Source organism: Tepidanaerobacter acetatoxydans Re1 (assembly GCF_000328765.2).
In the GTDB taxonomy this organism is placed as follows: Bacteria; Bacillota; Thermosediminibacteria; order Thermosediminibacterales; family Tepidanaerobacteraceae; genus Tepidanaerobacter; species Tepidanaerobacter acetatoxydans.
Map to the genome: position 1 here is coordinate 2,300,728 of NC_019954.2, position 22,759 is coordinate 2,323,486.

Below are 22,759 nucleotides of genomic sequence, written 5' to 3' on the forward strand. Positions count from 1 at the left end.
TATAAAAAATCAATCTTTACCTAAAAAGCCAATATAAAAAAGACGATCTGAAAAGACCGCCTTTCTTAAACCTGCTGCTGTTCTTTTTTTTTCTTGCAATCCGGACAAAGACCATAAAATTCAGTTCTGTGGAAAAACACTTCCACATCATTTTCTCGAGCTACACATAAATCCAATTCTTTATCTACAGGACATCCTTTAATATCTATTACTTTCTCACACTCAGTGCAAACAAAATGATAGTGATTTTCCGGGTTACCGTCAAAACGACTATACTTGTTGCCGCAATTGAGCTCTATTATCTCGCCTAAATCTTTAAGCATGCCTAGATTTCTGTAAACTGTACCAAGACTTATATTAGGCATTTCTTTTTTTACTTGTTCATAAATCCAATCAGCCGTGGGATGTGTATCAGTATTTTTTAATGTCTTTAAAATTAAATCTCTTTGCTTAGTCTTACGAATAAAACCTTTTTTATTATCCATTTAATCCCTTATTTATCCTCCTTGGGTGCTTCTACCTTAGTAAAGGTATCCTTGGCTTCGCACTCCGGACATTTCCTAGGCTTACAACGACTTTCTTTCTCATACCCACAGGCACTGCACTTGAATACTGCCATCATTGACACCTCCAATATTAATAATGATTATTATTTTAGTATAGTATATAGCAAAAATTTTATTATGTCAATATTGAGAGTTTTTCTGTTTTGACACTTTTATATTTAAAATAATGGATAAAAAAATATATTGTTTTAAAAAAAATATATTTTTCATTGTTGACTTTCTGACACAAAGGTATATAATAAATACAATAATACTTGTATACAATCATTCGTAAGGGGGCTTTTATATGGAATGTTATAATGACAGTTCAGCCTTTTCAATTTACGAAGAAGAAAAACAGGAAAAAAGTGTTGAAGATATCCTTGAAGATTACATGCTAGACTTCCTATATAAATCAGGGTATATGGAACATTAAGCAACGCAAAAGTTCTCCATATGCCTTTTTATTTATGATGATAAATATTCAATTATATTAGGCAGTTCCTTTTTCGCCGCTATCTCCCCATACTTTATAATTTCAGGTATACGGTCAAAATCTTTATATCCGATGCCCTGTATATCAGGATAGATGTAATACCCCGGATTTTCCTTTCTTATATAGTATGACAGCTCATCTCCCATAATATCTATTGTTGCCATGAGAATATCCACAATTGAATCCACTTTTGCTCTATTCTCCGATACTCCCAAATCTACGCCTATAACTTTTTTTGCTTTCTGAGCGTGCAGAATATCCACGGGTATATTATTTTTTATGCCTCCATCTACTAATGTATGGCCTTTAACTACTTTCGGAATGAATATCCCGGGTAAGGATATACTGGCTCTTACTGCCACAGCCAAACTTTGATCCGTTATAAAAACCGTATTATTCATTTTCTTTCTTGGAACATTATTTTTAGGACAAAATATCACTGTTTGACCTGAGTTTATATCAACACTAACCACTGATAGCGGAACCTTCAAGTTGTTAAAATGCTTTCTCTCTAGAACATCTTCAAGCAAGCTTTCAATTTTTTCTCCCTTCAACAGCCCTTTTGGAAAAGTCCAATTAAGCATGGGCCTTTTAGTCCAATAATAATAAAGCAGTAATAAGGTATATACTCCCGGAATAGTCGGGTCCAGCAAATGTACGGGATTAATATCCTTAAATTTTTTTGCCAATTCGTTAAAATTTACATCAGCAGCATACAAAGCACTAACTATACTTCCTGCGCTGGTTCCAGAAATTATATCAGGGTAAATACCATTTTCGATTAGTGTTTTTAATATCCCTAAATGTGCCGCACCTCTTATCCCCCCGCCGCTTAATGCTAAACCAAATCTAAATGTACTTTCTGCCACCCTCACACCCCCTCATAAATACACACTTTTATATATAGCTTATTATTAAAATCCAATTTTGTTGAAAGAAAAATAAATCCCGTATCACTTCAAACCTGTAGTAATACGGGATTTATTTAAGTTTTTAAGTGTGAAGGATTTAAAAAGAGTTAACGTGGGGGTAATTCAGGTTCTTCGCCACAACGTTCAAGAAGAGCAAGCCACTGTTTGTCCACTTCTTCTTGAATGCGCTTCAGTAAATCTTCATTACCCGGTGCAAATACATGTTTAAACCTTCCTTGAGGTTTTAAAAATTCTTCAACAGATACATATTTCTTAGGTTTACTATTAAGTTTCCATTTACCGTCTTCCACCTCATAAAGGGGCCAAAAACGTGTTTCGACAGCCTTTTTAACCAAGTCCACAATATCCGGAGTGTTGTACCTCCATCCTCGCGGGCAAGGTGATAAAATATTGATAAAAGCTGGGCCGTCAACTTCAAAGGCCTTCTTTGCCTTTTTATGGACATCCTGCCAATTGCTTATTGCCGTCTGAGCTACATAGGGTATATTATGTGCTGCTATTAAGGCTGCCAAGTCCTTACGAGGCTGCTGTTTTCCGGGAATAACCTTTCCAGCTGGGCTCGTAGTAGTATCGGCACCTATAGGTGTCGCACTTGAACGCTGAATACCGGTATTCATATAAGCACCATTATCAAGACAGACATATACCATCTTATGGCCTCGCTCCATAGCACCGGAAAGTGATTGCAAGCCTATATCATAAGTCCCTCCGTCACCACCGAAGGCCACAAATTTAAAGTCATCCTTCAATTTACCCTGTTTCTTTAATGATCTATATGCAGCTTCTACACCGCTGATGGTAGCAGCAGCATTTTCAAATGCGTTGTGTATAAAGGAACAATTCCACGCCGTATATGGATATATTGTGGAGGCAACTTCAAGGCAGCCTGTAGCACAACCTACTACTACATTTTCATCGTTTTCCAGGGCATTTAAAACCATGCGCACTGAAATACCATGCCCGCATCCGGCACAAAGCCTATGACCTCCGACAAATCTTTCTTCAACTTGAGCAAGTTCTTTTAATGTAGCCATCATTGCACCTCCTATTCTCTAAGTCCTAAATATCTTACGAAATTATCAACTTTTCCCGTCTTGATGATATCATCAAGATCGCTGTATATCTGCTCTACATCTTCCAATCGCAAATCTCTGCCGCCAAGACCATACACATAGTTTACTACCTTAATATCATTTTTTAAATCATAGAGAGAGTTTCTCACATCGGCAAACATAGGCCCTCCCAGTGTAGAGAAGGTTTCAGCTCTGTCAAGAACCGCTACAGCTTTTACACCTTTTAGCGCATCAGCAATAGCTTCATGCGGAAATGGCCTGAATGCTCTTGGTTTTAATACACCTACCTTAAGACCTTTAGCTCTGAGCTCATCGCAAACTCCTTTAGAGCTGCCTGCCGCAGAGTTCATTACTACTACGGCCATATCAGCATCATCGAGCTTGTACGCATCGACCAGACCATAATTCCTGCCGGAAATTTTTGCATACTCTTTGCCGACTTCTTCAATTACCCTTTTTGCAGCTTCCATAGCCGCTACCTGCTGGTACTTGTGTTCAAAATAGTAATCATACATATCGAAGTTGCCCATTGATACTGGCTTATTTACATTTAATAAAGCCTCATGCGGCTTATATACACCGATAAAGTTTCTGACAGTTTCATCATCCAGTATTTCCAGCACATCTAAAGCATGGCTGGTAATAAATCCGTCATAGTTTACGCTGACAGGCAACTGTACATCAGGATGTTCAGCAATACGGATTGCCTGTATCATATTGTCATAAGCTTCTTGAGCATTTTCCGAAAACAGTTGTATTACGCCTGCTTGCTTAATTCCCATAGCATCACTGTGGTCGCAGTGGATATTGATAGGACCACTCAAAGCTCGGTTGGCTACGGGAAACACAATTGGAAGTCTCATAGAAGCAGCCACATATACTACCTCAAACATATAAGCTAGACCCTGGCTTGATGTACAAGTCATAGCCCTAGCTCCGGCCGCCGATGCGCCCATGGTAGCACTCATAGCACTATGTTCACTTTCAACTGTGACAAATTCCGTATCTACCTTACCATTGGCCACAAAGGAGGAAAACATCTGAACAACTTCCGTAGAAGGAGTTATCGGGTAAGCTGCAACTACATCCGGATTTATCTGTCTCATAGCCTGAGCAACAGCTTCGTTTCCGGTCAAAGCAACCTTATTCTTCATCTTTTTTCGCCTCCTTCTGCTTTTCTATTTCGTCTTCAGAAATCATTTCAATAGCATGTGTAGGGCAGACATTGGCACAAATTCCGCAACCCTTGCAGTGTTTATAATCAAAAGAATCGAATTTCCCGCCGGTAGAAATTATCGAAGCATCCGGGCAATACCGCCAGCAAATTAGACAATGTATACAGCGCTCCTCGTCCCAAACAGGCCTGATGGTGCGCCAATCACCGGTTTCATATGCGCTGGCATTTCCCGGTGTGTATATATTACCTGCTTTTGTTAGTTCTTTCCAATTCATATCAGGACTTATGCATTTACTTGAACAGCACTGACTCAAATTTTTATCACTGGGTGTCATTCGCCCTTCACCTCCTGATAAGCCCTTTCTATAGCTTTTATGTTGCCAGCTATAACTTCAGGCTTAGTCTTAAATTTCTTCTCAAGCTCACCCTTTACATTTTCGATGAACTCGTCATAGGACATAAGGCCGGTAGCCTTTACAAAAGCTCCCATTAAGGGTGTATTGGGAATGACTCTGCCAATGGTGTCTAATGAAATCTGGTTGGCATCAACAGTAAATATTTTGCCGCCTTTTATATTGAGCTTCTTTCTTACTTCCTGTGGAGTTTTTGTGGTATTTACAATGTAGATTCCATCTTCAGGCACCCCAGCCGTAACTTTTTCCCCTAATAAAGTCGCATCTAATACAATGACAATATCCGGGTTAATTACATTTGAATGAATATGAATGGGCTCATCACTTATTCTGTTAAACGCAAGAATAGGTGCTCCCATTCGCTCTGGACCGTATTCAGGAAAGCCTTGAACATACTTTCCCATTTGGGCCACAGTTTCCGCAAGCATTAAGGCTGCAGTTTTAGCTCCTTGCCCGCCTCGTCCATGCCAGCGGATTTCCAGTACTTTTTCTGACATGAAAAGTCCTCCCTTCATATGAATATCATATTTATATTTTACCTAAAAAAGCAATATTAAACATATAAACAGCCGGATAAATATGCCTTTATAAGACTAAACTTATAAAAGCAGTATTTTGTTTTATTTGACAAATTAAAAACTGTTGTAGTAAAGATACATAAATCAAAAACTGTTATAATACATACGCTTCTCTTGCCTAGTACAGATTGTATGTATTGTGATTTTTAAGATGTTAATGGCTATAACAGTTATTTCTTTTTAAGTATAACAGACTGCTTAAAAGTGGTCAAGATATTCTAAGGCATTAAATAATAAAATTTTTCAATAATATTTTCTTTAAAAAAACAAGGAGCCAGTAAAACCGGCCCCCGTTGAGATTGCACACTTCATCCCGCCAGTATGTATTGCAGAACCAGCAGCATCACAACCCCTGGTACGCCCAAAAAACCTACCACCAGCGCCGTTACTGGATTTAAAGCTATATGAAGGCCTATATATCCTCCGAGAAAGTTTAACAGCAGTAAAACAACTCCGCCGATTAGCGCGTTGTACATGAGCTTTAATACGATTCGCAGGGGCATGATTAGAATCCGGCCAACTATATACAGCAACAAAAGACCAAAAGCATAAGCCAGAACTGCAGCAAAATCTATCTGCACCTTATCTCCACCCCCCACTGTCTTTTTTTACTATGCTATTTTAACTCTTCTGTATTTATACCTTCGTTTTTTGCCTTATTTAAGAGATAGATATACTTCCTTCGAGCGGCCTCTTCTGTAAAAATTGCATAATCTACCAATTCAGGATCTAAAACACACTGGAAATATTTCTGAGCTTGATTCCATTCTTCATGCGCCTTTCTAATTTCATCAGAAAGCCGTATTTTCGGTGTTTCTATGGTTTCATCATCATTGTCCGAAAGTAACCGAGAAGGCAGTTTCGAAAAGATGTTTAAAATATCGTCTTTTGTCATAAAACTCATCTCCTTATTAGAAATTATAACCATTTATTTACATGGATATACGGGAGATGAGTTTTAAAACTACTGTTTAATTTGCTCGAGAATATTGGAAGCCGCGAACAAGTACAATAGGTGTTCCGGCATCTGCAGACCCCGCTACTAAGTCAGCTAAAGTAGCTACAATGCTGGTTACACTTCTAGGAGTCGTGCCTAAGCTTTCTTTGGTGATTTTATCCTGTTTGTTTTTTAACATATTTCCAATCTCTTCCCTGGAGTAACCTTGGTTATATAATGTATCCACCTGAAGCTTAAGCTTACTACCTGTCCTAAGGGCAGCACTCTTAAGTCCGCTGCTTACTCCAATAGCCGGATGTGGGTCTGCCATTTCATATATTCCTGTATCCGGGTCTTTATAAGCACCATCTCCAAAAATCAACACCTCTACATCTTTACCGCTAACTTCTCTAATCTTGGCTTTGATATTTTCAGCGGTACCGTCGGCATCGCCAGGCAGCAGTTTAAGTACACCTTTTTCAAAGTCTGAAACGTTGGAACCAATCACACCCCATGGCCCTGGCCCTATATCCTGTAATGTCAAAACCGGAACCATGGCGCCAAAAGATGTAAATAACTCCTTTAGCTTATCACGTTCATGAACCGCTGAAATGCATACACCGTTAATATATCCGCGATCATAAACCTTTAGCGGATTATTGGTAAACAGCACTTCGCCTTCGGCGTCGCCCGACTCGATCATCTCAATATACAAATCTCTATAATCAATACCCGTAATAGGATGGGAAAATTTAATATTTTCCAGCTCATTGATATAAACCACATCGGGATCATGATAGCTTTCCAATTGCGGACCAAAGTCATAAGTTTTTGCTTCATCAGTTGTTTCGGCATCCGCCATAACAATCTTATGGTGGCCCAAGTCAACAGCAATTACCATTGCCTGCTCCGCCCCGTCCACGTCTTGCTTAATCTCAATGGCCTTTTTCTTAGCTTTTTCTAAATTAGCAAAGGTAACCTCAGCCACAGCCAGCTTACCTTCCGGAGTTCTCACCGTCAAATCTGCAATACCTGTGCCGGTAATCTTTCGTATGCTCAAAATATTGTAACCTAGTTCTTGTAATTTCAAAGCAGCTATAATCTCCCGTATAAGGACATTTAGCTGTGGCGTATTCTCTCTTGCCTCTCTAAGGCTTTTTAAAACCTTTTTCAATCTGATTCGCGTTGTAGCAAATTCTTCATCCATTACCTGATTGCCTACTTCATCCAGCGGCATCGAAAGCTGCACAATAACTTTCCCACCGCGTGTCGCCATGGCCAGCGCTTTTAATACCAAGGCAAATCGGTTCCTGCTTGCAATGGGACTGATAACCGCTAAAGTACTTTTTGGTTTTAAGTTCAATTTTTTTTGAATATCTTCAGCTAAATCGCTACAAGATATGTAACGATTCTGAGAACGGGCTACCACCGCTTCAGTAACACATATAATGTCCTTATCTTCTACAAATGATTTTACTGCTTCAGTTGTAATTGCAGCAATATCATCATTAGGAAAGATAAGACCGGTCTTCAGACCAATAGCCGCTACGCCTGTAGCTGTAGGAAGAGAAAAATTCTCCATGGGGCAACATCCTTTCTTTTCCATATCAAGCACATAATTAATTAGAATTAGTTATGCTACACACCTATTATATCAATAAAATCTAAAAAATAACATTAAAAAACCAAAAAATATTAAGTTTTACATAATAAAACTGCTTTTTACCATGTTTATAGTACATTTACAAAAGCGGTTCTAACAGCTTCTACTCACTGATAGTATTTTTAATAGTAATTATTATTGACGAATTATTCACAAGTATGTTACAATATTTACATCAGATCGAATATCAAATCAATTTATTAAGCTTCACAAAAGATAAAATTAGGGAGGTATGAAAATGAACTGCTATAATCTAATGGCTGTACTGATTAACCACCGTTCAAAAAATGCCGGTGAAGTTCAGGAAACCCTCACAGAGCACGGCTGTATTATAAAAATGAGATTGGGTTTGCACGAAACGGATAATGCCTGCTCTGAAGAAGGGTTAGTTCTGCTTCAGCTCGGCGGCACCGAAGCCGAACGTAAAAGCCTGGAAGATAAGTTAAATTCTATACCGGGTGTAAAAGCCAAGAGTCTTGAGATTTGTGCCGATTAACTGCTTAACTGCACACTTCAAATTATCGCAGGAATACCAGGGGCAGTTGCATATTCATACATAAAAGCCCCGTATAAAGTCGAAAGCCATGCATGTAAGCGGTAAAACCATCTTACATGCATGGCTTTGATTTATGAGAATCTATAAATAAAAGTTCGGTAACAGCCCTTATAAAATTTTCCGTTTAATGTGATTTTATTTATGCACTGATGCCAAATACATTTTGAACTAAAAGCCCAAATAGGTATGAAATCCCAGCAGCACCTAGACCTGTTATTACCATCTCGGCTATTTTACCTTTTATATTCGAATTTCCAGCTGTAACGGATACTATGGTAGCTACACTGGCTAAAGCCAGAGCTGCTAAAAAAGCGGATAAGGCTAATGCGGCAAAAGATGAACCCATTATAAAATACGGAAGCACCGGAAATACTACGCCGATAATATACGCAATACCCGTAAATATTGCAGACTTTATCTCATCCTCATCAGATTCTTCTACAAGCAAGCTGACCATTGATTCATGGTTTTTACCTATCTTATCGGCAACTTCTTCTCCTACATCCTCCGGCAGACCGGATTCGGTCAACTTAGACACCAACTCTCGCTTGGCCCTTTCTTCGGAAACGCCAAAAAGCAATTCCAACTTCTTTCTTATGCCTTCATTTACCTGACGCTGTGAGCGAACAGAAATAAAGCTGCCTATGGCCATGGAAAGAGCCCCAGCTAATCCAACGACCAAACCGTTTATCCCGACAAACAGCGGATTATTCGGATATACCGCCGACAAACCGGTAACGGCTCCCAAAAGCTCTACAAGGCCGTCGTTCATTCCCATAATAAAATCTCTGATATTTTCTGCCGGCAATGCACTTTGCTGGGATTCAAAGAAATTTTCATGATCCAGCTCTTCTTCAATTATCTTTTTAAGACCCTTTCTTTCATCATCAGACATCTTAGCAGACTGAAGAAACTTATAATAGGTTTCCGTGCTTAAGGATTCTGTCATCTCTAAAATTGACAAGTAAAGCCTTGGGCCTAATATTGCCCGAAGGAGTTTTGACCCACCCAAGCCAAGAGAATCGCTGCCTTTTTTAGGAGCATGCCCCCTCCTATCAAGAAACTCATACCAGAAATTTGCATGGGCTGTTTCAATACGGCAAAGCTCATGAAATTCTTTCTTCATCTTTTCGTCTTTCTCAACTTCCGAAAGATATGCATAAAGCTTTGCCGCTTTTATTTCTTCTTTATAAAACGATAATGCGGAGCTAATTTCATCGAACATTATAATCACCCCTTACTATATATGTATCATTTAATTAACAATTCATCAAATAATATTTTACTAACTATAGGAACTAAAAATAATAGCAAAGTCTATAAGACGTTACCAGTAATAGAGCTTTTTAAAACATTGTTTGATATAAAAATAGGATTTAAAAGCCGGCACTAATATGACTAATATGAAAGATGCCGGCTTTTAAATCAATAATTCTAAAATTTGTTTTAGAAACAGTCATTAAATAAACCTTAAATATTTCGGCAAACCATCCTTAAAAATCGGCTTTACCTCACCCTGAATAAGTGGAGTTATATAATCAATTGCCTCTTTGGTAACCCACCTATTTTTCTCATCTATCCACTCCCTGGGGAAAGTCTTTACTTCCAGCGCTACATCTTTTAAAGGCGTTGTCGAAGTTGAAAAACTATCGTTGTTTTTCATGATAGAAACCATAACATCATTACATCCTTCCAAAGCATATCTTACTCCGGCACTGCCAACCATTGCTGCTACATCGTTATCAGTTTTTGATAAAATATGTGCGGCACACCTTTGGAGCACGGAAAATTCTATGGTCTTTACCCTGTCTGCAATATTTTCCTTCACTATACTCTCTAAATACTTACCAACCCCGCCCATTTGAATATTGCCAAACTTATCCGCCTTTTTTTCTCTAAGGAAGATATAATTTCCTTGCTCATCTTTAAGGCCTTCGGATGCTGCTATTAAAACCTTTCCTCTTTCTTGATAGACATCGCTAACTTCTTGCAAAAATTCCTCTTCATCAAAAGGTATTTCCGGAAGATATATAAGATGGGGCGATTCAACCAATTCATCTCTTGCCAAGGCACTAGCCGCAGCCAAAAAGCCGCTATCTCGCCCCATTACTTCTACAATTGTTATGATATTCTTTTCATATACGTTTGCATCAAAATCCATCTCTCTTACGGATGTTGCTATATACTTTGCAGCACTGCCATAGCCCGGACAAAAATGTGTATTTAAGAGATCATTATCTATTGTCTTAGGTATGCCGATTACTTTAATATCATATCCGTTTTTAGCTACATATTCAGAAAATCTATTGGCGGTATCCATAGAATCATTTCCACCGATATATAGGAAATATCCTATGTTATATTTCAAAAACAAATCTAATACTTTTTCAAACTCATCCTCTTTAAGCTTATGTCTGCAAGATCCAAAGGCAGCCGAGGGCGAAAATCTTAAAATTTCTAAGGAACCATCATCTATATCTGTTATTTCTATGATATTTTCATTTAAAATTCCCTCAACACCATATCTTGCCGCATAAATTTTCATATCATATTTTCTTGCTTCCTTTATTATTCCATAACAACTGGCATTTATGACTTGGGTGGGACCCCCTGATTGTGCAAATAATATGTTCTTTTCCATGGAATCCTCCTATTTGTTTATTTGAAAAATTAATACATTAAATTTGAACGGCACCTGTACCATACAGGTGCCGAAAGTAAGTGAGTTTACTTTTTATATCCCCATAAATCAAGCGCAATCTTAAGCTCGCTATGCTCTTTTGCTGCTTCATCCAAAGGTACGTCCTGCATCACAGCATCAATTGCCTGGAGCATAGCTCTTGCCCCTGCCGCTGCACCTTTCGGGTGGCCCTGGATCGAGCCGCCGGGTGCAAGTATAATATCAGTTCCCAAATCCTTAATATAGCGTTCAGCAATACCCGGGTGGACTCCGCCTCCGACTGCAGGCATTGAAGGCTTGATATTATAGTAAGGCAGTGACAATTCATTGGTTGTTTGGATATATTTTTGATATTTTAAGGGATAGCCGCCGTAGGGTGTATTCATCATCACTATGTCTGCTCCTGCAAGTCTTGGTAGTTTACCTATAGCCAAGGGTGAACTCATTCCGTTTAGCACACCTTCATAAAACATGCCGGCACCTGCATAATGGCCTAAGATAGGTACATTTATATTTTTAGCTAAATTATGAAGCATATCATAACCCACGGCAGCAAAATTTATCATTACTGCTTGCGCGCCGGCATCAACGACTCTTTTTGCATTGTCTAAAATTTTATCCACACTGTCGGTAATATTGACTACATAAACCGTTTTCTTACCGGTTTTCTCCAAAGCCGCTTTAGCTGCCTCATTATATTCTTTGACACGATCGACTGCTTTGCAAAAATTCGGATTGCCCAGCAGTTCGTCATCTTTTATCAAATCTACACCGCCGAGAGCTGTTTCGTAAAAAATCTTTGCTCCTACTTTAGGCGAAAATCCCGTACATGGTTTAATCATGTTTAATACCAAAGGACGATCGTAAACACCTGTAAGCTTTCGTACTCCCTCTAATCCAAAATTAGGTCCGTTAAACTGAGATGCAAAGCTTTCCGGAAACTGCAAATCCATTAGCTTTACTTGTGCGGAAGTAGATGCATCATTGCCTAGCAATGTTGTAATCATCATAGGAAATTGCGCACCAAAATTAATATAGGGATATGCAATTTGTATAAGATAAGAACATTTTTCTACATCAATTTGTGTAGAAAGCTCATACGGTGGTATGTCAATGATGCTGACTACCTTTCCCATATGATGCTCCTGCATCTCCTCCGTAATTCCAGGCACTGGAATCCAAGTACCCACTGTTTGCCCTATCGCCATTGCGGATGCTTTAGCCATTACATCTATATCTTTATCAAGCTCTATATAGTATGTTGCTAAAACATAATCTTTTTTACGTATCTCTTCATTTAAAGCGAAAATTTTGTTTCGATTCATTTGCATCTTCAAATCCTCCAATCACAATTTAAGGCGACGGCTATATGCTTGTCCTATTTGTTATAACATTCTTGCGTTAGCTTAATATGCCCAATATTAAAAAACTCAGCACTGCAATTGTAAACGCAGGCATGTCAATATGTGTATCCGCATAGCTTGAAAATGTTCTTAATATAAATTCTCCCACAAGAAAAGCTATCACGCCAAATAAAGCTCCTAAAAATACACTTCCAAAGGCAATAGTTGCATAACCGGTAATCATAGAAATATGATGCGTTACCGGAAAATCTAGACCAAAATATAAAAAGATAAGAGAGCACGCGCTTATTACAAAACCTATATTATTTATGTTTAACGTATAACAAGCATAAGCAACTACTGCACTAAAGCCAAATGACCATATTAAAGAAAATATTAGTTGTTGCGGCTCAAAAGCATAACGGTTAACATTTTCGGGTTTTTTCCCAAATAAGCCGGTAGTGCCTATTAAAAGTCTACAAACAACACCTAAGGTTAATACTGTAAATCCAATAGTATCTATTGGTAAATGTAAGATTTCTGCATAAAAATAGTTTACTATTAATCCTAATATCCCGAATATTCCTCCTGCTAAAATTACTAAAGGATCTTTTGTTTTAAAAATCGGCGTCAGTGTATCGCAGCCATCAACATATTGTTGTGATTTAGCTAAACATTCCTCTGTCCCTTCCGACTCTAAATTTTTCTTTATTTTACCCGAAAGGGCTGCTGCTGCAACGCCTCCGGCAAAAGCCACATGTGGACCGAAAAATGGCCCGAAGGCAATATTATTTAGTATAGCATCTCCGCCTCCTGATAATGATACTACTATACCGGCAAGCCCCATTAAACCTGTGAATATAAAGGCCGTGGTGCCTCCGATTAAACTACCAAAAACTCCTCCACCAAAAGCAGCTAAAATTGATACAATATCCATTGCGATATCCCCTTTCATTGTTGAATTTTATCGTTTAATTTGACTCATTTTATCCCATACATCCCAATTTGTTGTATAAATTTCTTTGTATATATTATATAATGTCTGATATTCCTTATAATTTGACATATTCGGCTCATATTCGCGTTCCATTTTTACCATGTTATTAATTGCCTCTTCGTAACTGTCAAAATATTCAATTGCCACTGCTGCATTTATTACAGCGCCTTTAGCACCAAATTCACTTCCTCTTGGAATTTTTATTACTCTGCCTATGGCATCTGAAAACATCTGGCACCAAAACTCACTAGAAGCTCCTCCGCCTGAGAGATGGATTTCCTTTATATTCCCCGGCATATGTTTATAGCAATCTAGCATTGACATTGCAACACCTTCATAGACAGCTCTTAGTAAGTCATACTTATCATTGTCTAAATTTATACCCATAAATTGGGCTTTTGCCGTAGGCTTTACAAAAGGTGCACGCTCACCGCCGGGACTAATATATGGATGATAAATTATTCCGTTGGAACCTATAGGGATACTACTTATTTTATCTTCAAAATAAGTATATAAATCAATATCTAATATTTCTGCTGCATCCTTTTCAGCCTTAGCTAGTTCTTCGATAAACCAGTCTAAGTTTGGAGTTCCATTCATTGCGCCAAAAGCTCTCATCCATTTATTCGGAATGCCGTGCACAACAGTCATTCCTACGTTTAATGGAGATATATCCGGTTTGTCCATTGTTACTTCGTTAAAGCATGTTGTCCCAATAATTGAACATGCAACTCCATCATCAATGGCATTAACGCCTATTGCCGTAGAGATAACATCAAATGGTCCAACTACTAACGGTGTTCCCTTTTTTAAACCTGTAATTTCCGCAACTTCATCAGTAATGTAAGATACAGCCTTTCTTGCCGGTATAACCTTTGGAAGCACTCCCTTCATATCGCCAATTCCAAAGTAAGCTAATACCTCATCGGAATACTCTTTTTTCACTATATCAAAAAATGGCAGAGATGCATCCGATTCATCAGTTGCAATATCTCCTGTAAGTTTAAACCTTAACCAATCTTTGCAGTAAAAGGCGTATGCTATTTTAGATGCATTTTCAGGCTCATTGTCTTTTAACCATCTTAATATAGCACCTTGAGCTCCCGGAAATAATGCTGAGCCACAAATATTGTAAACTTTTTCAGCGATACCATTTTCTTGCCATTCTTTGATTAAGTTAGCAGCTCTGCCATCTGACCATAATATAGCATTTCTTACCGGGTTTCCATCTTTGTCTATCATCCAGCATCCGTCACCTTGAGCTGTAAGGCCTATTGCTATAATATCTTCCGAAGATATTCCGGAGCTCAAGATTAAATTGCTTAAAGACTTAATTGTGGCTATATAAACAGAGTCCATATTCTGTTCGGACCAATTAGGTTTAGGTGATAAAACTTGTGTCTTCTGCTTTGATACGTAAATCTCTTCTCCATTTGTATCAAATACCACACTTTTTACTATGGAAGTGCCCGCATCAATACCAACAAAGTATTTACTCATTCTATCCTCTCCATTTTTATTTTTTTAGCCATCCCCTAGCATGTTCTACAGCATGTTTCCAGTTACTATATAATTCTTCGCGCTTATCTTTCTGCATACTCGGATAAAATTCCTTGTCAATTTTCCACAATTGCTTTATCTCATTTTCGTCTTTCCATATACCAATTCCCAAACCAGCCATGTATGCCGCTCCTAAAGATGTAGTCTCAATATCCTTAGGCCTAATCACAGGACAATTTAATATGTCAGCTTGAAATTGCATTAAAAAGTTATTTTTAGCCGCCCCGCCATCTACTTTTAAACATTTAAGTTTTATCGCTGATTTACTCTCTATTTCATCTAATAAATCCCTTGTTTGATACGCCAGCGACTCTAGTGTGGCTCTTACCAAATGCGCTTTTGTTGCATTTGATGTCAAGCCTATAATCATGCCTCGTGCATACATGTCCCAATGCGGTGCACCTAATCCGGTAAATGCAGGAACAAAGTAGACACCCGCATTATCTTCTACTGATTTTGCCAGTTCTTCGGTTTCGGATGAGCTGCTTATCAAATTAAGATTATCGCGCAACCATTGAATTGCTGAACCTGCCGTAAAAATGCTTGCACCCATAGAATACTTCACTTCATTATTATAGCCCCATGCCAACGTTAAAAGTCCTTTATCAGTAAATACGGGTTTAGTACCTGTAAACATCAACGGCACGCAACTGGTTCCATATGTATTTTTTGTATCGCCTTCTTCGAAGCAGGTCTGACCAAAGAGCGCCGCTTGCTGATCACCGGCTATGCCAGTTATAGGAATCTCTTTCCCAAAAAGCTTTTTATCGGTATATCCAAATAACCCCACAGAAGGTTTTACCTCTGGAAGCATATTAGCAGGAATATCCATTATTTTAAGTAATTCTTCATCCCATTTAATGTCCTTTACATTAAACAGCATAGTCCTTGAGGCATTAGAAAAATCAGTTGCATGGACATTGCCGCCTGTTAAATTCCATAAAAGCCAGCTATCTATTGTCCCGAAAAGCACCTCATCTCTGTCAACTTTTTCCTTGACGCCATCCACGTTATCCATAATCCATCTGATTTTAGTTGCCGAATAAACCGGGTCAATGATTAAGCCTGTTTTTTTATTAAATATTTCATTATAACCTTTGGAAATAAGGTCTTGACATATATCCGTAGTTCTTCTACATGCCCACACAATCGAATTATATAATGGCTTACCGGTATTTTTATCCCAGAGTGTTGTAGTTTCTCTTTGATTTGTAATTCCTATAGCTGAAATATCTTTCCCCGACATGTTTGCATTTGCCAAAACCCTTTTAGTTACATCTAATGTAACATCCCAAATTTCCATAGGATCATGTTCCACCCACCCGGGTTTTGGGTATATCTGCCTAAATTCCTTGTATTCCATAAACAGTCGCTCGCCGTGCTCATCAAAGATTATAGCCCTCGAACCGGTTGTACCTTGGTCAATAACTAGAATACGACCCATAAACACCCTCCTTGGAATAAAATATTTTGACACCTACTTGAAAATTAAATACTAGCAGGAATGCTCCTTGATGCTATAATATGGACACCGCTATTTAAAATGTTCGCAATTACCACATCCCCTCGTTTTATTGGAGGTGTAACTTTGTAACCTCTTGTGATTTTTGCTGCCTCTTGCAACATATCCTTAGGCAGCGGAGCGCTGGAACGAACCGGCAAAAGCAAATGCTCGCTATCCTTTATTAAGACTGTTGTTGTGAGTATCCTTCTGGGATCCGTCATTTCAATTTGAGCATAGTCTATACCTTTCTTGCAGCTGTTCCCCTGTATTTTTATGATTTTATCATCTTGCAAGCTTATACTTAAATTGCACTCCTTGGGGCAAGATGTACATATCAATTGCGTATCAGCCATTTAAACCTCCTCCTTGACATCAACAACTATTTCATCGAGCATATTATTTAATAAGTTCTTCGAAATGCGGATATTTTCCATTTTATTCGGCTTAAAATTTGTGTTTTTGCCTTCAAATATAACTTTATCCCCTGATTTTAATATTAAACGTCCGTTTACTATAGGTCTTTTTACTCTAAAGAACATATTTACTTTTCCTATATCATCGTCCTTATAAATACAGTTAGGCACAGTATATCTAATTTCATTTCCCGTTTTCACTGTTATCTTAAGGCTGTCGATTTTCCCGTTTTGTGCAAACAATGCCGCATTTTTCCCGGCAAACTCTGCTTCTTTAGTCACATTATCTACAAGGTCATGTACATGAAGAACATTACCACATGCAAAAATACCCGGAATATTTGTCTCTAGCTTGTCGCTTACTATTGGACCGTTGGTAGTGTCATTTAATATGACACCTGCATTTAAAGAAAGTTCATTTTCTGGTATTAACCCAACAGATAACAATAATGTATCACATTCAATCCTCTCTTCGGTGCCGTTAATCGGCTCACCATTAGAATCTACTTTTGCCACTTCCACAGCCTCAAGTCTTTTTTTGCCATAGATGTTGGTGACCGTCATAGATAAATGAAGTGGTATATTGAAGTCTTCAAGACAATGCTTAATGTTTCTATAAAGTCCGTTTGGGTAAGGCATTATTTCATATACTCCTACTACTTTAATTCCTTCTAGGGTTAATCTTCTAGCCATAATAAGCCCTATGTCTCCAGAACCTAATATTACAGCTTTGTTCCCAGGTTTTAAATTTTCTATATTGATATATCTTTGAGCTTGGCCCGCCGTAAATATCCCAGAAGGCCTAAATCCCGGCGTCATTATGGCACCCCTTGGTCTTTCCCTGCATCCCATTGCAAGCACCACGGCCTTAGCATTTATTTGCATTAATCCGTTTTTGTTAAAAGCTATTATGTTTTTATCAGTTGATAAATTGATAACCATAGTATTTAAAAAAACATCAATATCTGTGTCATTGACCATTTCAATAAACTTTTCAGCATATTCCGGACCTGTTAACTCACTTCTAAAGTATTGCAATCCAAAGCCGCTGTGTATACATTGGTTTAGTATACCGCCCAGCTCTTCATTTCTTTCTAATATCGCAACTTTTGCACCGGTCTTATAAGCTTCTAAAGCAGCTGCCAACCCTGCAGGCCCTCCTCCAATAACCGCTACATCATAAGTTAATGCTTCCATTTTCTAAAACCTCCCACCTTGCAAATTAGTTAACTACTGTTTTAATAGCCCAAACACTATATTAGAATCTTTTTCATCTAAAGCAATTCTATCTTTTGGGAGATTTAGCTCTCGTGACAGAATTGATAATACTTTATGCTGACAAAATCCACTTTGGCAACGGCCCATACCCGCTCTTGTTCTCCTTTTAACGCCATCTATGGTAAGTGCTCCAACAGGTCTCCTAATAGAATCAATTATCTCTCCTTCAGTCACATATTCACACCTGCAAACTATTTGCCCATATTTAGGATCCTTCTTGATTAAATTATTTTTCTCCTCTTCACTTAATTCACTAAAATCTACAGGTGCTTGCCTGTATTCATTAAAGTCTGACTTTTCTTTTAGTTCTAATCCTTCATTAGATAGTATATCTCTCACATATTCAGCAATAGCAGGTGATGCCGCAACACCTGGCGATTGAATACCTGCCACACTTATAAATCCCCTCACATCTTTTGAAGCTCCGATATAAAAATCATCATTATTATCAATTGCAACAGGCCTTAACCCGGCAAATTCCCTTATAACTTTACGTGGATTAATCTTAGGTGCAAGCAATTTGGCACCATTTAGAAGTTGGTCTATCTCATCTTTTTTTGTTGAGGTATCTTCTTTATCTTCTACCATTTCAGCCGTAGAACCGATTATTATATTACCCGCTATAGTCGGTATAACAGCTATACCTTTTGTGTGACTGCTTGGAATTGGAAACATTACAGTATTTAAGTCGATATCCATTGATTTATCAAAAATTAGCAATGAACCATGTCTAGGATTTATTGTATAATCATGAATTTTCAGCATATTTGCTATTTTGTCTGCATATACCCCTGCCGCATTAACAACATACCGTGACCTATATTGACTTTTAGGTGTCGTTATAACAAAATCATTTCCTATTTTTTCAATGTCAACTACTTCTTGGCCTCTAAAGATTTCACAACCATTTTCAAAGGCATTTTCTGCAAACGCTATTGCTACCTCAAACGGCTCAACGATACCTGCGCCTGGAGCATATAAAGCATATTTTGCATCCGGATTAATGTTCGGCTCTATTTTTCTCATTTCATCTTGACTTATTATCCTGATATTTGGAACACCATTTTTTTTGCCATTTTCTAATAGCTTTTTTAAATATGCTAAATCATCATCATTAAAGCCTACAACGAAAGACCCGGTATTTTTAAAATTAAAACCTAAATTTTTAGATAGTTTGGGGTACATTAAGTTTCCTTTAACATTTAATTTGCCTTTTAATGTTGAAGGAGCTGGATCGTATCCGGCATGTACAACTCCGCCATTACCCTTTGTAGTCCCAGCGCCCACATCAAGTTTTGACTCCAGTAAAGCAGTTTTTATTTTATATTTTGACAACTCACGTGCAACAGCAGTTCCAACAATTCCACCGCCTATAACTACTACATCATAATCTTGCATTTTTGTTCCCCCTAACGCTTTTATCAAATGGCTTGTCCGCTTTTATCAAAATAAACAAAAATGTTAATTTGCATCTAATTCAGCTTAAGCTTTTTTAAAAATGTCGGCAGCACATTTCGAATAATTATATTAAAATTATCAGCATCCCATGCACTTCGACCAATAAACAATCCGTCGATATACGGCATCTGTATAAGGTCTGCGGCATTTTGATTGTTGACACTGCCGCCATAGAGCACCGGAATATTTCTGCCTAAAGTTTCCCCGAATAGCTCTATAAGTGTGTCTTTTATCACCTTATGCTTTTCGTTTGCGTATTCCTTTGATGCCGGAATACCGTCTACACCTATTGCCCAAACTGGCTCATATGCAATCCAAATATTTTTTGCCTGTTCTGGTGTAACCTTATCTAGACCCATTTTAATTTGTATCTTTAAAATTTCATCAGATATTCCCTTTTCCTTTTGTTCGATTGTCTCACCAATACAGAGAAGTGGCGTAAAATTATGTCTTAACGCACATAATACCTTTTTGTTTTCTTCTACATCAGTTTCTTTAAAAATAAGCCTCCTCTCCGAATGACCGATTTGCACAATTTGCACACCGATTTCTTTAAGCATCAGCGGCGAAATCTCTCCGGTAAATTGACCCCGGTCTTCCCAACACATATTTTGTGCGCCTAAAGAAATGCTCTCTTTCGGAACTGATTTCCTTGCAGAGTTTAGAGCCGTATATGATGGGATAACAAATAACTCCATGTTTTTGCGAGAAATATCTAGTGTTAATCCATGAAGTTTTGTTAAAAAATCTGTAGTTTGAGAAATGTTCATATACATTTTCGTATTTGTGCCTATATACAATTTCCCCATTTTATTCATGTAATCCCTCTTTTAATCCCTCTTTGTACCTTTATGTCATATAGCACTTAACATTAAAGCCTTTTATTTGAAATTTTCTTTTTCAATATCAATTATTTCCTGAACCTTAGGTGTCGATCTGCCATCTTTAAACTCTAATGTAATCCACTCGCCTACTACCTTTTTAGCTAGTTCATGACCTATTACCCGTTCTCCTAAGCAAAGCACGTTGCAGTTATTACTAAGTATAGAGCGCTCTGCCGAATAGTTTTCATGGCAGACAGCTGCACGTATGCCTTTGAATTTATTAGCAGTTATTGACATACCGATTCCTGTTCCACAAACAAGAATACCTCGTTTTGTATATCCACTTTCAATAATTTTTTCACATACACGTTTTGCTATAGTTGGATAATTCGTAGGATCATCAGGCGAGTCACATCCCATATTTTCAACAGCAATACCCTTCTCCTCTAAAAAATCAATTAACATTTTTTTCATCGAAACTGCCGCATTATCGCAACCAATCACAATGGTTTGTTTTTTCATAATATTTCACCTCAAAAACATAATATTTGTTTACTTATACACCTTTTGCTACCATTATACGCCTTCTATTCGAACAAATCAACATATTTATTGATTGTTTGATGATTTTTTTATTGCTTTTTTAATAATTTTTAGAAATTAATTCTAATATAAACATATAATGGTTGCTTTTGTTCGAAACTATTTTGATTTGTGTCTTGCATTTTAAGTTTTACATATTTATTCAATAAATATGTTTTTTTGTTTGTTTTTTTTGTTTTATCGTGTATAATAAAATTAAGTTATATCTAACATATTTGAGAGAGAGGAAATTACATGGGCAGCAAAAGCAAACGCTTAAATCAAATTATCGCCCTGTTGAAAAAGAATGAAACGATGTCAGTTAAAAATCTTTCTGATATGCTGCATGTCTCTGAAATGACTATTCGTAGAGATTTGAACATTTTAGAGGCCGATGACATTATAATTCGAAGTCATGGTAAAGCTACCTATAAGGCTGACTCGGATTCGGATCTAAGCGATTACGAATTATATTCTGAAAAAACTAAAATGAACATAGAGAAGGACCGAATCGGTCAATTTGCTGCAGGTTTAATCGAGCCAGGAGACATAGTTATTATAGATAATGGTTCTACCACAGATAAACTCACTAAGTACATACCTGAGGATATAAGCATCACTGTGCTGTGTTACAATTTCAATGTACTAGAACAGCTTGTAAAGAAACAAAATGTAGAAATCATATTTGCTGGCGGTTACTTTCACCCTAATGATCAAATGTTTGAATCACCTCAAGGAATCAGTTTGATAGAGAATATACGTGCAACAAAACTTTTTATTTCAGCCCACGGTGTGCATAAAAAATTAGGCCTTACTTGTGCCAATAGTTACGAAGTTCCTACTAAACATGCTATTTTGCAGTCAGCTGAAAATCGAATACTTGTAGCAGACTCAAGTAAGTTTGGAAAAGTTCGCACTGCGTATTTTGCACAATTGAATGAAATTGATACTATTGTTACAGATTCCGGAATTACTCAAGAATGGAGAAAATTTATAGAAGATATGGGTATAAGGCTATTTGTGGTTTAAAAATTTTAAATATCAAAATAAAGCCGGTGGATAAAAACTTGCTTATCCCACCGGCTTTTTGATTTTCTTTCTAACATGGAAAACAGTCTGCAAAAACCTCTAAAATCATGGTTGATGAAGCTGCACCAGGATCCAAATGACCTATAGATCTTTCTCCAAGCCTCATAGCTCGGCCTTTTTTTGCGATCATGTCTATAGTTGATTCGGCACCTTTTCTTGCCGTATCAATAAAAGCCTCCATAATTTCTTTAGGTGCAAGATTTTCCTTCATAGCTTTTTCGAATTCATCTACGGCAGGTCTTAAGACATCTACCATTGTTTTTTCTCCTACTGAAGCCTTTCCTCTAAACTCTACAGCCTCTACTCCTTGCTTAAACATCTGGAAAAGTTCTTCAAACGTTACTTCCTCCTTGCCGTCAGCTGGTTCACCAAATTTCATGAAGAAACTTCCGTAAAGAGGGCCTGATGCGCCACCTACTTTTGAAAGCAATGTCATGCCAACACTTTTAAAAAACCCTTTTATATCTTTATCTTTCCATTCCGGCATTTTTTTAGATACTTCACGAAAACCTATGCTTAAATTAAAGCCATGATCAGCATCACCAATAGCAGCATCCAGTTCTGTCAAATAATCTCGTTTCTCTTCAACAAGTTCAGCTATTTTTTCAATAACATTAAAAAAATATTCTTTGTCCATTACGCAATCTGTATACATATGATA

Annotated in this window: 25 protein-coding genes; 3 read left to right on the forward strand and 22 right to left on the reverse strand. The window is 37.6% G+C overall.

The window, feature by feature from the left end; translation table 11 throughout:
- Positions 1 to 65: 65 nt before the first annotated feature.
- Together TEPIRE1_RS10955 and TEPIRE1_RS10960 are read right to left on the reverse strand one after the other, a co-directional pair.
- Positions 66 to 485 (reverse strand): Fur family transcriptional regulator, encoded by a 420-nt coding sequence (locus TEPIRE1_RS10955; protein ID WP_013779237.1) that lies wholly within the window; start codon positions 483 to 485, stop codon positions 66 to 68.
- 8 nt (positions 486 to 493) lie between these two features.
- Complete coding sequence (locus tag TEPIRE1_RS10960) at positions 494 to 619, reverse strand: RCKP-type rubredoxin-like domain-containing protein (protein WP_173391421.1); 126 nt, start codon at positions 617 to 619, stop codon at positions 494 to 496.
- A 233-nt stretch (positions 620 to 852) separates the two neighbouring features.
- On the opposite strand from TEPIRE1_RS10960, the gene TEPIRE1_RS14275 reads away from it, so the two are divergent.
- On the forward strand, positions 853 to 981 hold the full coding sequence (locus TEPIRE1_RS14275; RefSeq protein WP_013779239.1) for a hypothetical protein: 129 nt from the start codon (positions 853 to 855) through the stop codon (positions 979 to 981).
- A gap of 32 nt (positions 982 to 1,013) precedes the next feature.
- On the opposite strand, the gene TEPIRE1_RS10965 is transcribed toward TEPIRE1_RS14275, so the two are convergent.
- The 8 genes from TEPIRE1_RS10965 to TEPIRE1_RS11000 form a co-directional block, all read right to left on the reverse strand.
- Complete coding sequence (locus TEPIRE1_RS10965; RefSeq protein WP_013779240.1) at positions 1,014 to 1,910, reverse strand: patatin-like phospholipase family protein; 897 nt, start codon at positions 1,908 to 1,910, stop codon at positions 1,014 to 1,016.
- A 149-nt stretch (positions 1,911 to 2,059) separates the two neighbouring features.
- On the reverse strand, positions 2,060 to 3,010 hold the full coding sequence (locus TEPIRE1_RS10970; protein ID WP_015295799.1) for a thiamine pyrophosphate-dependent enzyme: 951 nt from the start codon (positions 3,008 to 3,010) through the stop codon (positions 2,060 to 2,062).
- A gap of 8 nt (positions 3,011 to 3,018) precedes the next feature.
- Positions 3,019 to 4,200 (reverse strand): 2-ketoisovalerate ferredoxin oxidoreductase subunit alpha, encoded by a 1,182-nt coding sequence (gene porA, locus TEPIRE1_RS10975; RefSeq protein ID WP_013779242.1) that lies wholly within the window; start codon positions 4,198 to 4,200, stop codon positions 3,019 to 3,021.
- Positions 4,190 to 4,558, reverse strand: a complete 369-nt coding sequence (locus TEPIRE1_RS10980; protein ID WP_013779243.1) for a 4Fe-4S binding protein — start codon at positions 4,556 to 4,558, stop codon at positions 4,190 to 4,192. Before TEPIRE1_RS10980 ends, porA begins: the two co-directional genes overlap by 11 nt.
- Complete coding sequence (locus TEPIRE1_RS10985) at positions 4,555 to 5,133, reverse strand: 2-oxoacid:acceptor oxidoreductase family protein (protein ID WP_013779244.1); 579 nt, start codon at positions 5,131 to 5,133, stop codon at positions 4,555 to 4,557. Before TEPIRE1_RS10985 ends, TEPIRE1_RS10980 begins: the two co-directional genes overlap by 4 nt.
- Positions 5,134 to 5,522: 389 nt before the next feature.
- Entirely contained in the window at positions 5,523 to 5,795 is a 273-nt protein-coding gene (locus tag TEPIRE1_RS10990) for a pro-sigmaK processing inhibitor BofA family protein (protein ID WP_013779245.1), read from the reverse strand.
- Positions 5,796 to 5,830: 35 nt separating this feature from the next.
- Positions 5,831 to 6,109: a DUF2508 family protein gene (locus TEPIRE1_RS10995; RefSeq protein WP_013779246.1), complete on the reverse strand. Its 279-nt coding sequence runs from the start codon at positions 6,107 to 6,109 to the stop codon at positions 5,831 to 5,833.
- Between the two features lie 76 nt (positions 6,110 to 6,185).
- On the reverse strand, positions 6,186 to 7,733 hold the full coding sequence (locus TEPIRE1_RS11000) for a coenzyme F420-0:L-glutamate ligase (RefSeq protein ID WP_013779247.1): 1,548 nt from the start codon (positions 7,731 to 7,733) through the stop codon (positions 6,186 to 6,188).
- Positions 7,734 to 8,052: 319 nt separating this feature from the next.
- Here TEPIRE1_RS11000 and TEPIRE1_RS11005 point away from each other — a divergent pair, with 319 nt between their 5' ends.
- A complete protein-coding gene (locus tag TEPIRE1_RS11005; protein ID WP_013779248.1) occupies positions 8,053 to 8,310 on the forward strand; it encodes a CPF_0552 family protein in 258 nt (85 codons plus the stop codon).
- A 199-nt stretch (positions 8,311 to 8,509) separates the two neighbouring features.
- Here the strand turns inward: TEPIRE1_RS11005 and TEPIRE1_RS11010 are convergent, their stop codons facing one another.
- The 11 genes from TEPIRE1_RS11010 to rpiB form a co-directional block, all read right to left on the reverse strand.
- The gene (locus TEPIRE1_RS11010) at positions 8,510 to 9,595 is read right to left on the reverse strand and encodes a VIT1/CCC1 transporter family protein (protein WP_013779249.1); all 1,086 of its coding nucleotides are present in this window, start codon (positions 9,593 to 9,595) and stop codon (positions 8,510 to 8,512) included.
- A 234-nt stretch (positions 9,596 to 9,829) separates the two neighbouring features.
- The gene (locus tag TEPIRE1_RS11015; protein ID WP_013779250.1) at positions 9,830 to 11,011 is read right to left on the reverse strand and encodes a 6-phosphofructokinase; all 1,182 of its coding nucleotides are present in this window, start codon (positions 11,009 to 11,011) and stop codon (positions 9,830 to 9,832) included.
- Between the two features lie 86 nt (positions 11,012 to 11,097).
- Complete coding sequence (locus TEPIRE1_RS11020; RefSeq protein WP_013779251.1) at positions 11,098 to 12,381, reverse strand: RuBisCO large subunit C-terminal-like domain-containing protein; 1,284 nt, start codon at positions 12,379 to 12,381, stop codon at positions 11,098 to 11,100.
- 70 nt (positions 12,382 to 12,451) lie between these two features.
- Positions 12,452 to 13,330 (reverse strand): hypothetical protein, encoded by an 879-nt coding sequence (locus TEPIRE1_RS11025; RefSeq protein ID WP_013779252.1) that lies wholly within the window; start codon positions 13,328 to 13,330, stop codon positions 12,452 to 12,454.
- 27 nt (positions 13,331 to 13,357) lie between these two features.
- Positions 13,358 to 14,890, reverse strand: a complete 1,533-nt coding sequence (locus TEPIRE1_RS11030) for an FGGY-family carbohydrate kinase (RefSeq protein ID WP_013779253.1) — start codon at positions 14,888 to 14,890, stop codon at positions 13,358 to 13,360.
- Positions 14,891 to 14,906: 16 nt separating this feature from the next.
- The gene (glpK, locus tag TEPIRE1_RS11035) at positions 14,907 to 16,394 is read right to left on the reverse strand and encodes a glycerol kinase GlpK (RefSeq protein WP_013779254.1); all 1,488 of its coding nucleotides are present in this window, start codon (positions 16,392 to 16,394) and stop codon (positions 14,907 to 14,909) included.
- A 44-nt stretch (positions 16,395 to 16,438) separates the two neighbouring features.
- The gene (locus TEPIRE1_RS11040; RefSeq protein ID WP_013779255.1) at positions 16,439 to 16,807 is read right to left on the reverse strand and encodes a DUF1667 domain-containing protein; all 369 of its coding nucleotides are present in this window, start codon (positions 16,805 to 16,807) and stop codon (positions 16,439 to 16,441) included.
- A complete protein-coding gene (locus TEPIRE1_RS11045) occupies positions 16,808 to 18,064 on the reverse strand; it encodes an NAD(P)/FAD-dependent oxidoreductase (protein ID WP_013779256.1) in 1,257 nt (418 codons plus the stop codon).
- A 33-nt stretch (positions 18,065 to 18,097) separates the two neighbouring features.
- Positions 18,098 to 19,543, reverse strand: coding sequence for an NAD(P)/FAD-dependent oxidoreductase (locus TEPIRE1_RS11050; RefSeq protein ID WP_013779257.1), 1,446 nt, complete (start codon positions 19,541 to 19,543; stop codon positions 18,098 to 18,100).
- Between the two features lie 74 nt (positions 19,544 to 19,617).
- Positions 19,618 to 20,421 (reverse strand): triose-phosphate isomerase, encoded by an 804-nt coding sequence (locus TEPIRE1_RS11055; protein WP_013779258.1) that lies wholly within the window; start codon positions 20,419 to 20,421, stop codon positions 19,618 to 19,620.
- Positions 20,422 to 20,484: 63 nt separating this feature from the next.
- Complete coding sequence (gene rpiB / locus TEPIRE1_RS11060) at positions 20,485 to 20,949, reverse strand: ribose 5-phosphate isomerase B (protein ID WP_013779259.1); 465 nt, start codon at positions 20,947 to 20,949, stop codon at positions 20,485 to 20,487.
- A 315-nt stretch (positions 20,950 to 21,264) separates the two neighbouring features.
- Here rpiB and TEPIRE1_RS11065 point away from each other — a divergent pair, with 315 nt between their 5' ends.
- Complete coding sequence (locus tag TEPIRE1_RS11065) at positions 21,265 to 22,038, forward strand: DeoR/GlpR family DNA-binding transcription regulator (RefSeq protein ID WP_013779260.1); 774 nt, start codon at positions 21,265 to 21,267, stop codon at positions 22,036 to 22,038.
- A 70-nt stretch (positions 22,039 to 22,108) separates the two neighbouring features.
- Here the strand turns inward: TEPIRE1_RS11065 and dhaL are convergent, their stop codons facing one another.
- The gene (gene dhaL, locus TEPIRE1_RS11070; RefSeq protein WP_013779261.1) at positions 22,109 to 22,753 is read right to left on the reverse strand and encodes a dihydroxyacetone kinase subunit DhaL; all 645 of its coding nucleotides are present in this window, start codon (positions 22,751 to 22,753) and stop codon (positions 22,109 to 22,111) included.
- Between the last annotated feature and the right edge of the window lie 6 nt (positions 22,754 to 22,759).

Excerpts from the sequence above, each read along its gene's own strand:
- TEPIRE1_RS10955 (WP_013779237.1), bottom strand. The coding sequence starts at position 485 with ATGGATAATAAAAAAGGTTTTATTCGTAAGACTAAGCAAAGAGATTTA.
- TEPIRE1_RS10960 (WP_173391421.1), bottom strand. The coding sequence starts at position 619 with ATGGCAGTATTCAAGTGCAGTGCCTGTGGGTATGAGAAAGAAAGTCGT.
- TEPIRE1_RS14275 (WP_013779239.1), top strand. The coding sequence starts at position 853 with ATGGAATGTTATAATGACAGTTCAGCCTTTTCAATTTACGAAGAAGAA.
- TEPIRE1_RS10970 (WP_015295799.1), bottom strand. The coding sequence starts at position 3,010 with ATGATGGCTACATTAAAAGAACTTGCTCAAGTTGAAGAAAGATTTGTC.
- porA (WP_013779242.1), bottom strand. The coding sequence starts at position 4,200 with ATGAAGAATAAGGTTGCTTTGACCGGAAACGAAGCTGTTGCTCAGGCT.
- TEPIRE1_RS10980 (WP_013779243.1), bottom strand. The coding sequence starts at position 4,558 with ATGACACCCAGTGATAAAAATTTGAGTCAGTGCTGTTCAAGTAAATGC.
- TEPIRE1_RS10985 (WP_013779244.1), bottom strand. The coding sequence starts at position 5,133 with ATGTCAGAAAAAGTACTGGAAATCCGCTGGCATGGACGAGGCGGGCAA.
- TEPIRE1_RS10995 (WP_013779246.1), bottom strand. The coding sequence starts at position 6,109 with ATGACAAAAGACGATATTTTAAACATCTTTTCGAAACTGCCTTCTCGG.
- TEPIRE1_RS11000 (WP_013779247.1), bottom strand. The coding sequence starts at position 7,733 with ATGGAGAATTTTTCTCTTCCTACAGCTACAGGCGTAGCGGCTATTGGT.
- TEPIRE1_RS11005 (WP_013779248.1), top strand. The coding sequence starts at position 8,053 with ATGAACTGCTATAATCTAATGGCTGTACTGATTAACCACCGTTCAAAA.
- TEPIRE1_RS11010 (WP_013779249.1), bottom strand. The coding sequence starts at position 9,595 with ATGTTCGATGAAATTAGCTCCGCATTATCGTTTTATAAAGAAGAAATA.
- TEPIRE1_RS11015 (WP_013779250.1), bottom strand. The coding sequence starts at position 11,011 with ATGGAAAAGAACATATTATTTGCACAATCAGGGGGTCCCACCCAAGTC.
- TEPIRE1_RS11020 (WP_013779251.1), bottom strand. The coding sequence starts at position 12,381 with ATGCAAATGAATCGAAACAAAATTTTCGCTTTAAATGAAGAGATACGT.
- TEPIRE1_RS11025 (WP_013779252.1), bottom strand. The coding sequence starts at position 13,330 with ATGGATATTGTATCAATTTTAGCTGCTTTTGGTGGAGGAGTTTTTGGT.
- TEPIRE1_RS11030 (WP_013779253.1), bottom strand. The coding sequence starts at position 14,890 with ATGAGTAAATACTTTGTTGGTATTGATGCGGGCACTTCCATAGTAAAA.
- glpK (WP_013779254.1), bottom strand. The coding sequence starts at position 16,394 with ATGGGTCGTATTCTAGTTATTGACCAAGGTACAACCGGTTCGAGGGCT.
- TEPIRE1_RS11040 (WP_013779255.1), bottom strand. The coding sequence starts at position 16,807 with ATGGCTGATACGCAATTGATATGTACATCTTGCCCCAAGGAGTGCAAT.
- TEPIRE1_RS11045 (WP_013779256.1), bottom strand. The coding sequence starts at position 18,064 with ATGGAAGCATTAACTTATGATGTAGCGGTTATTGGAGGAGGGCCTGCA.
- TEPIRE1_RS11050 (WP_013779257.1), bottom strand. The coding sequence starts at position 19,543 with ATGCAAGATTATGATGTAGTAGTTATAGGCGGTGGAATTGTTGGAACT.
- TEPIRE1_RS11055 (WP_013779258.1), bottom strand. The coding sequence starts at position 20,421 with ATGAATAAAATGGGGAAATTGTATATAGGCACAAATACGAAAATGTAT.
- rpiB (WP_013779259.1), bottom strand. The coding sequence starts at position 20,949 with ATGAAAAAACAAACCATTGTGATTGGTTGCGATAATGCGGCAGTTTCG.
- TEPIRE1_RS11065 (WP_013779260.1), top strand. The coding sequence starts at position 21,265 with ATGGGCAGCAAAAGCAAACGCTTAAATCAAATTATCGCCCTGTTGAAA.
- dhaL (WP_013779261.1), bottom strand. The coding sequence starts at position 22,753 with ATGTATACAGATTGCGTAATGGACAAAGAATATTTTTTTAATGTTATT.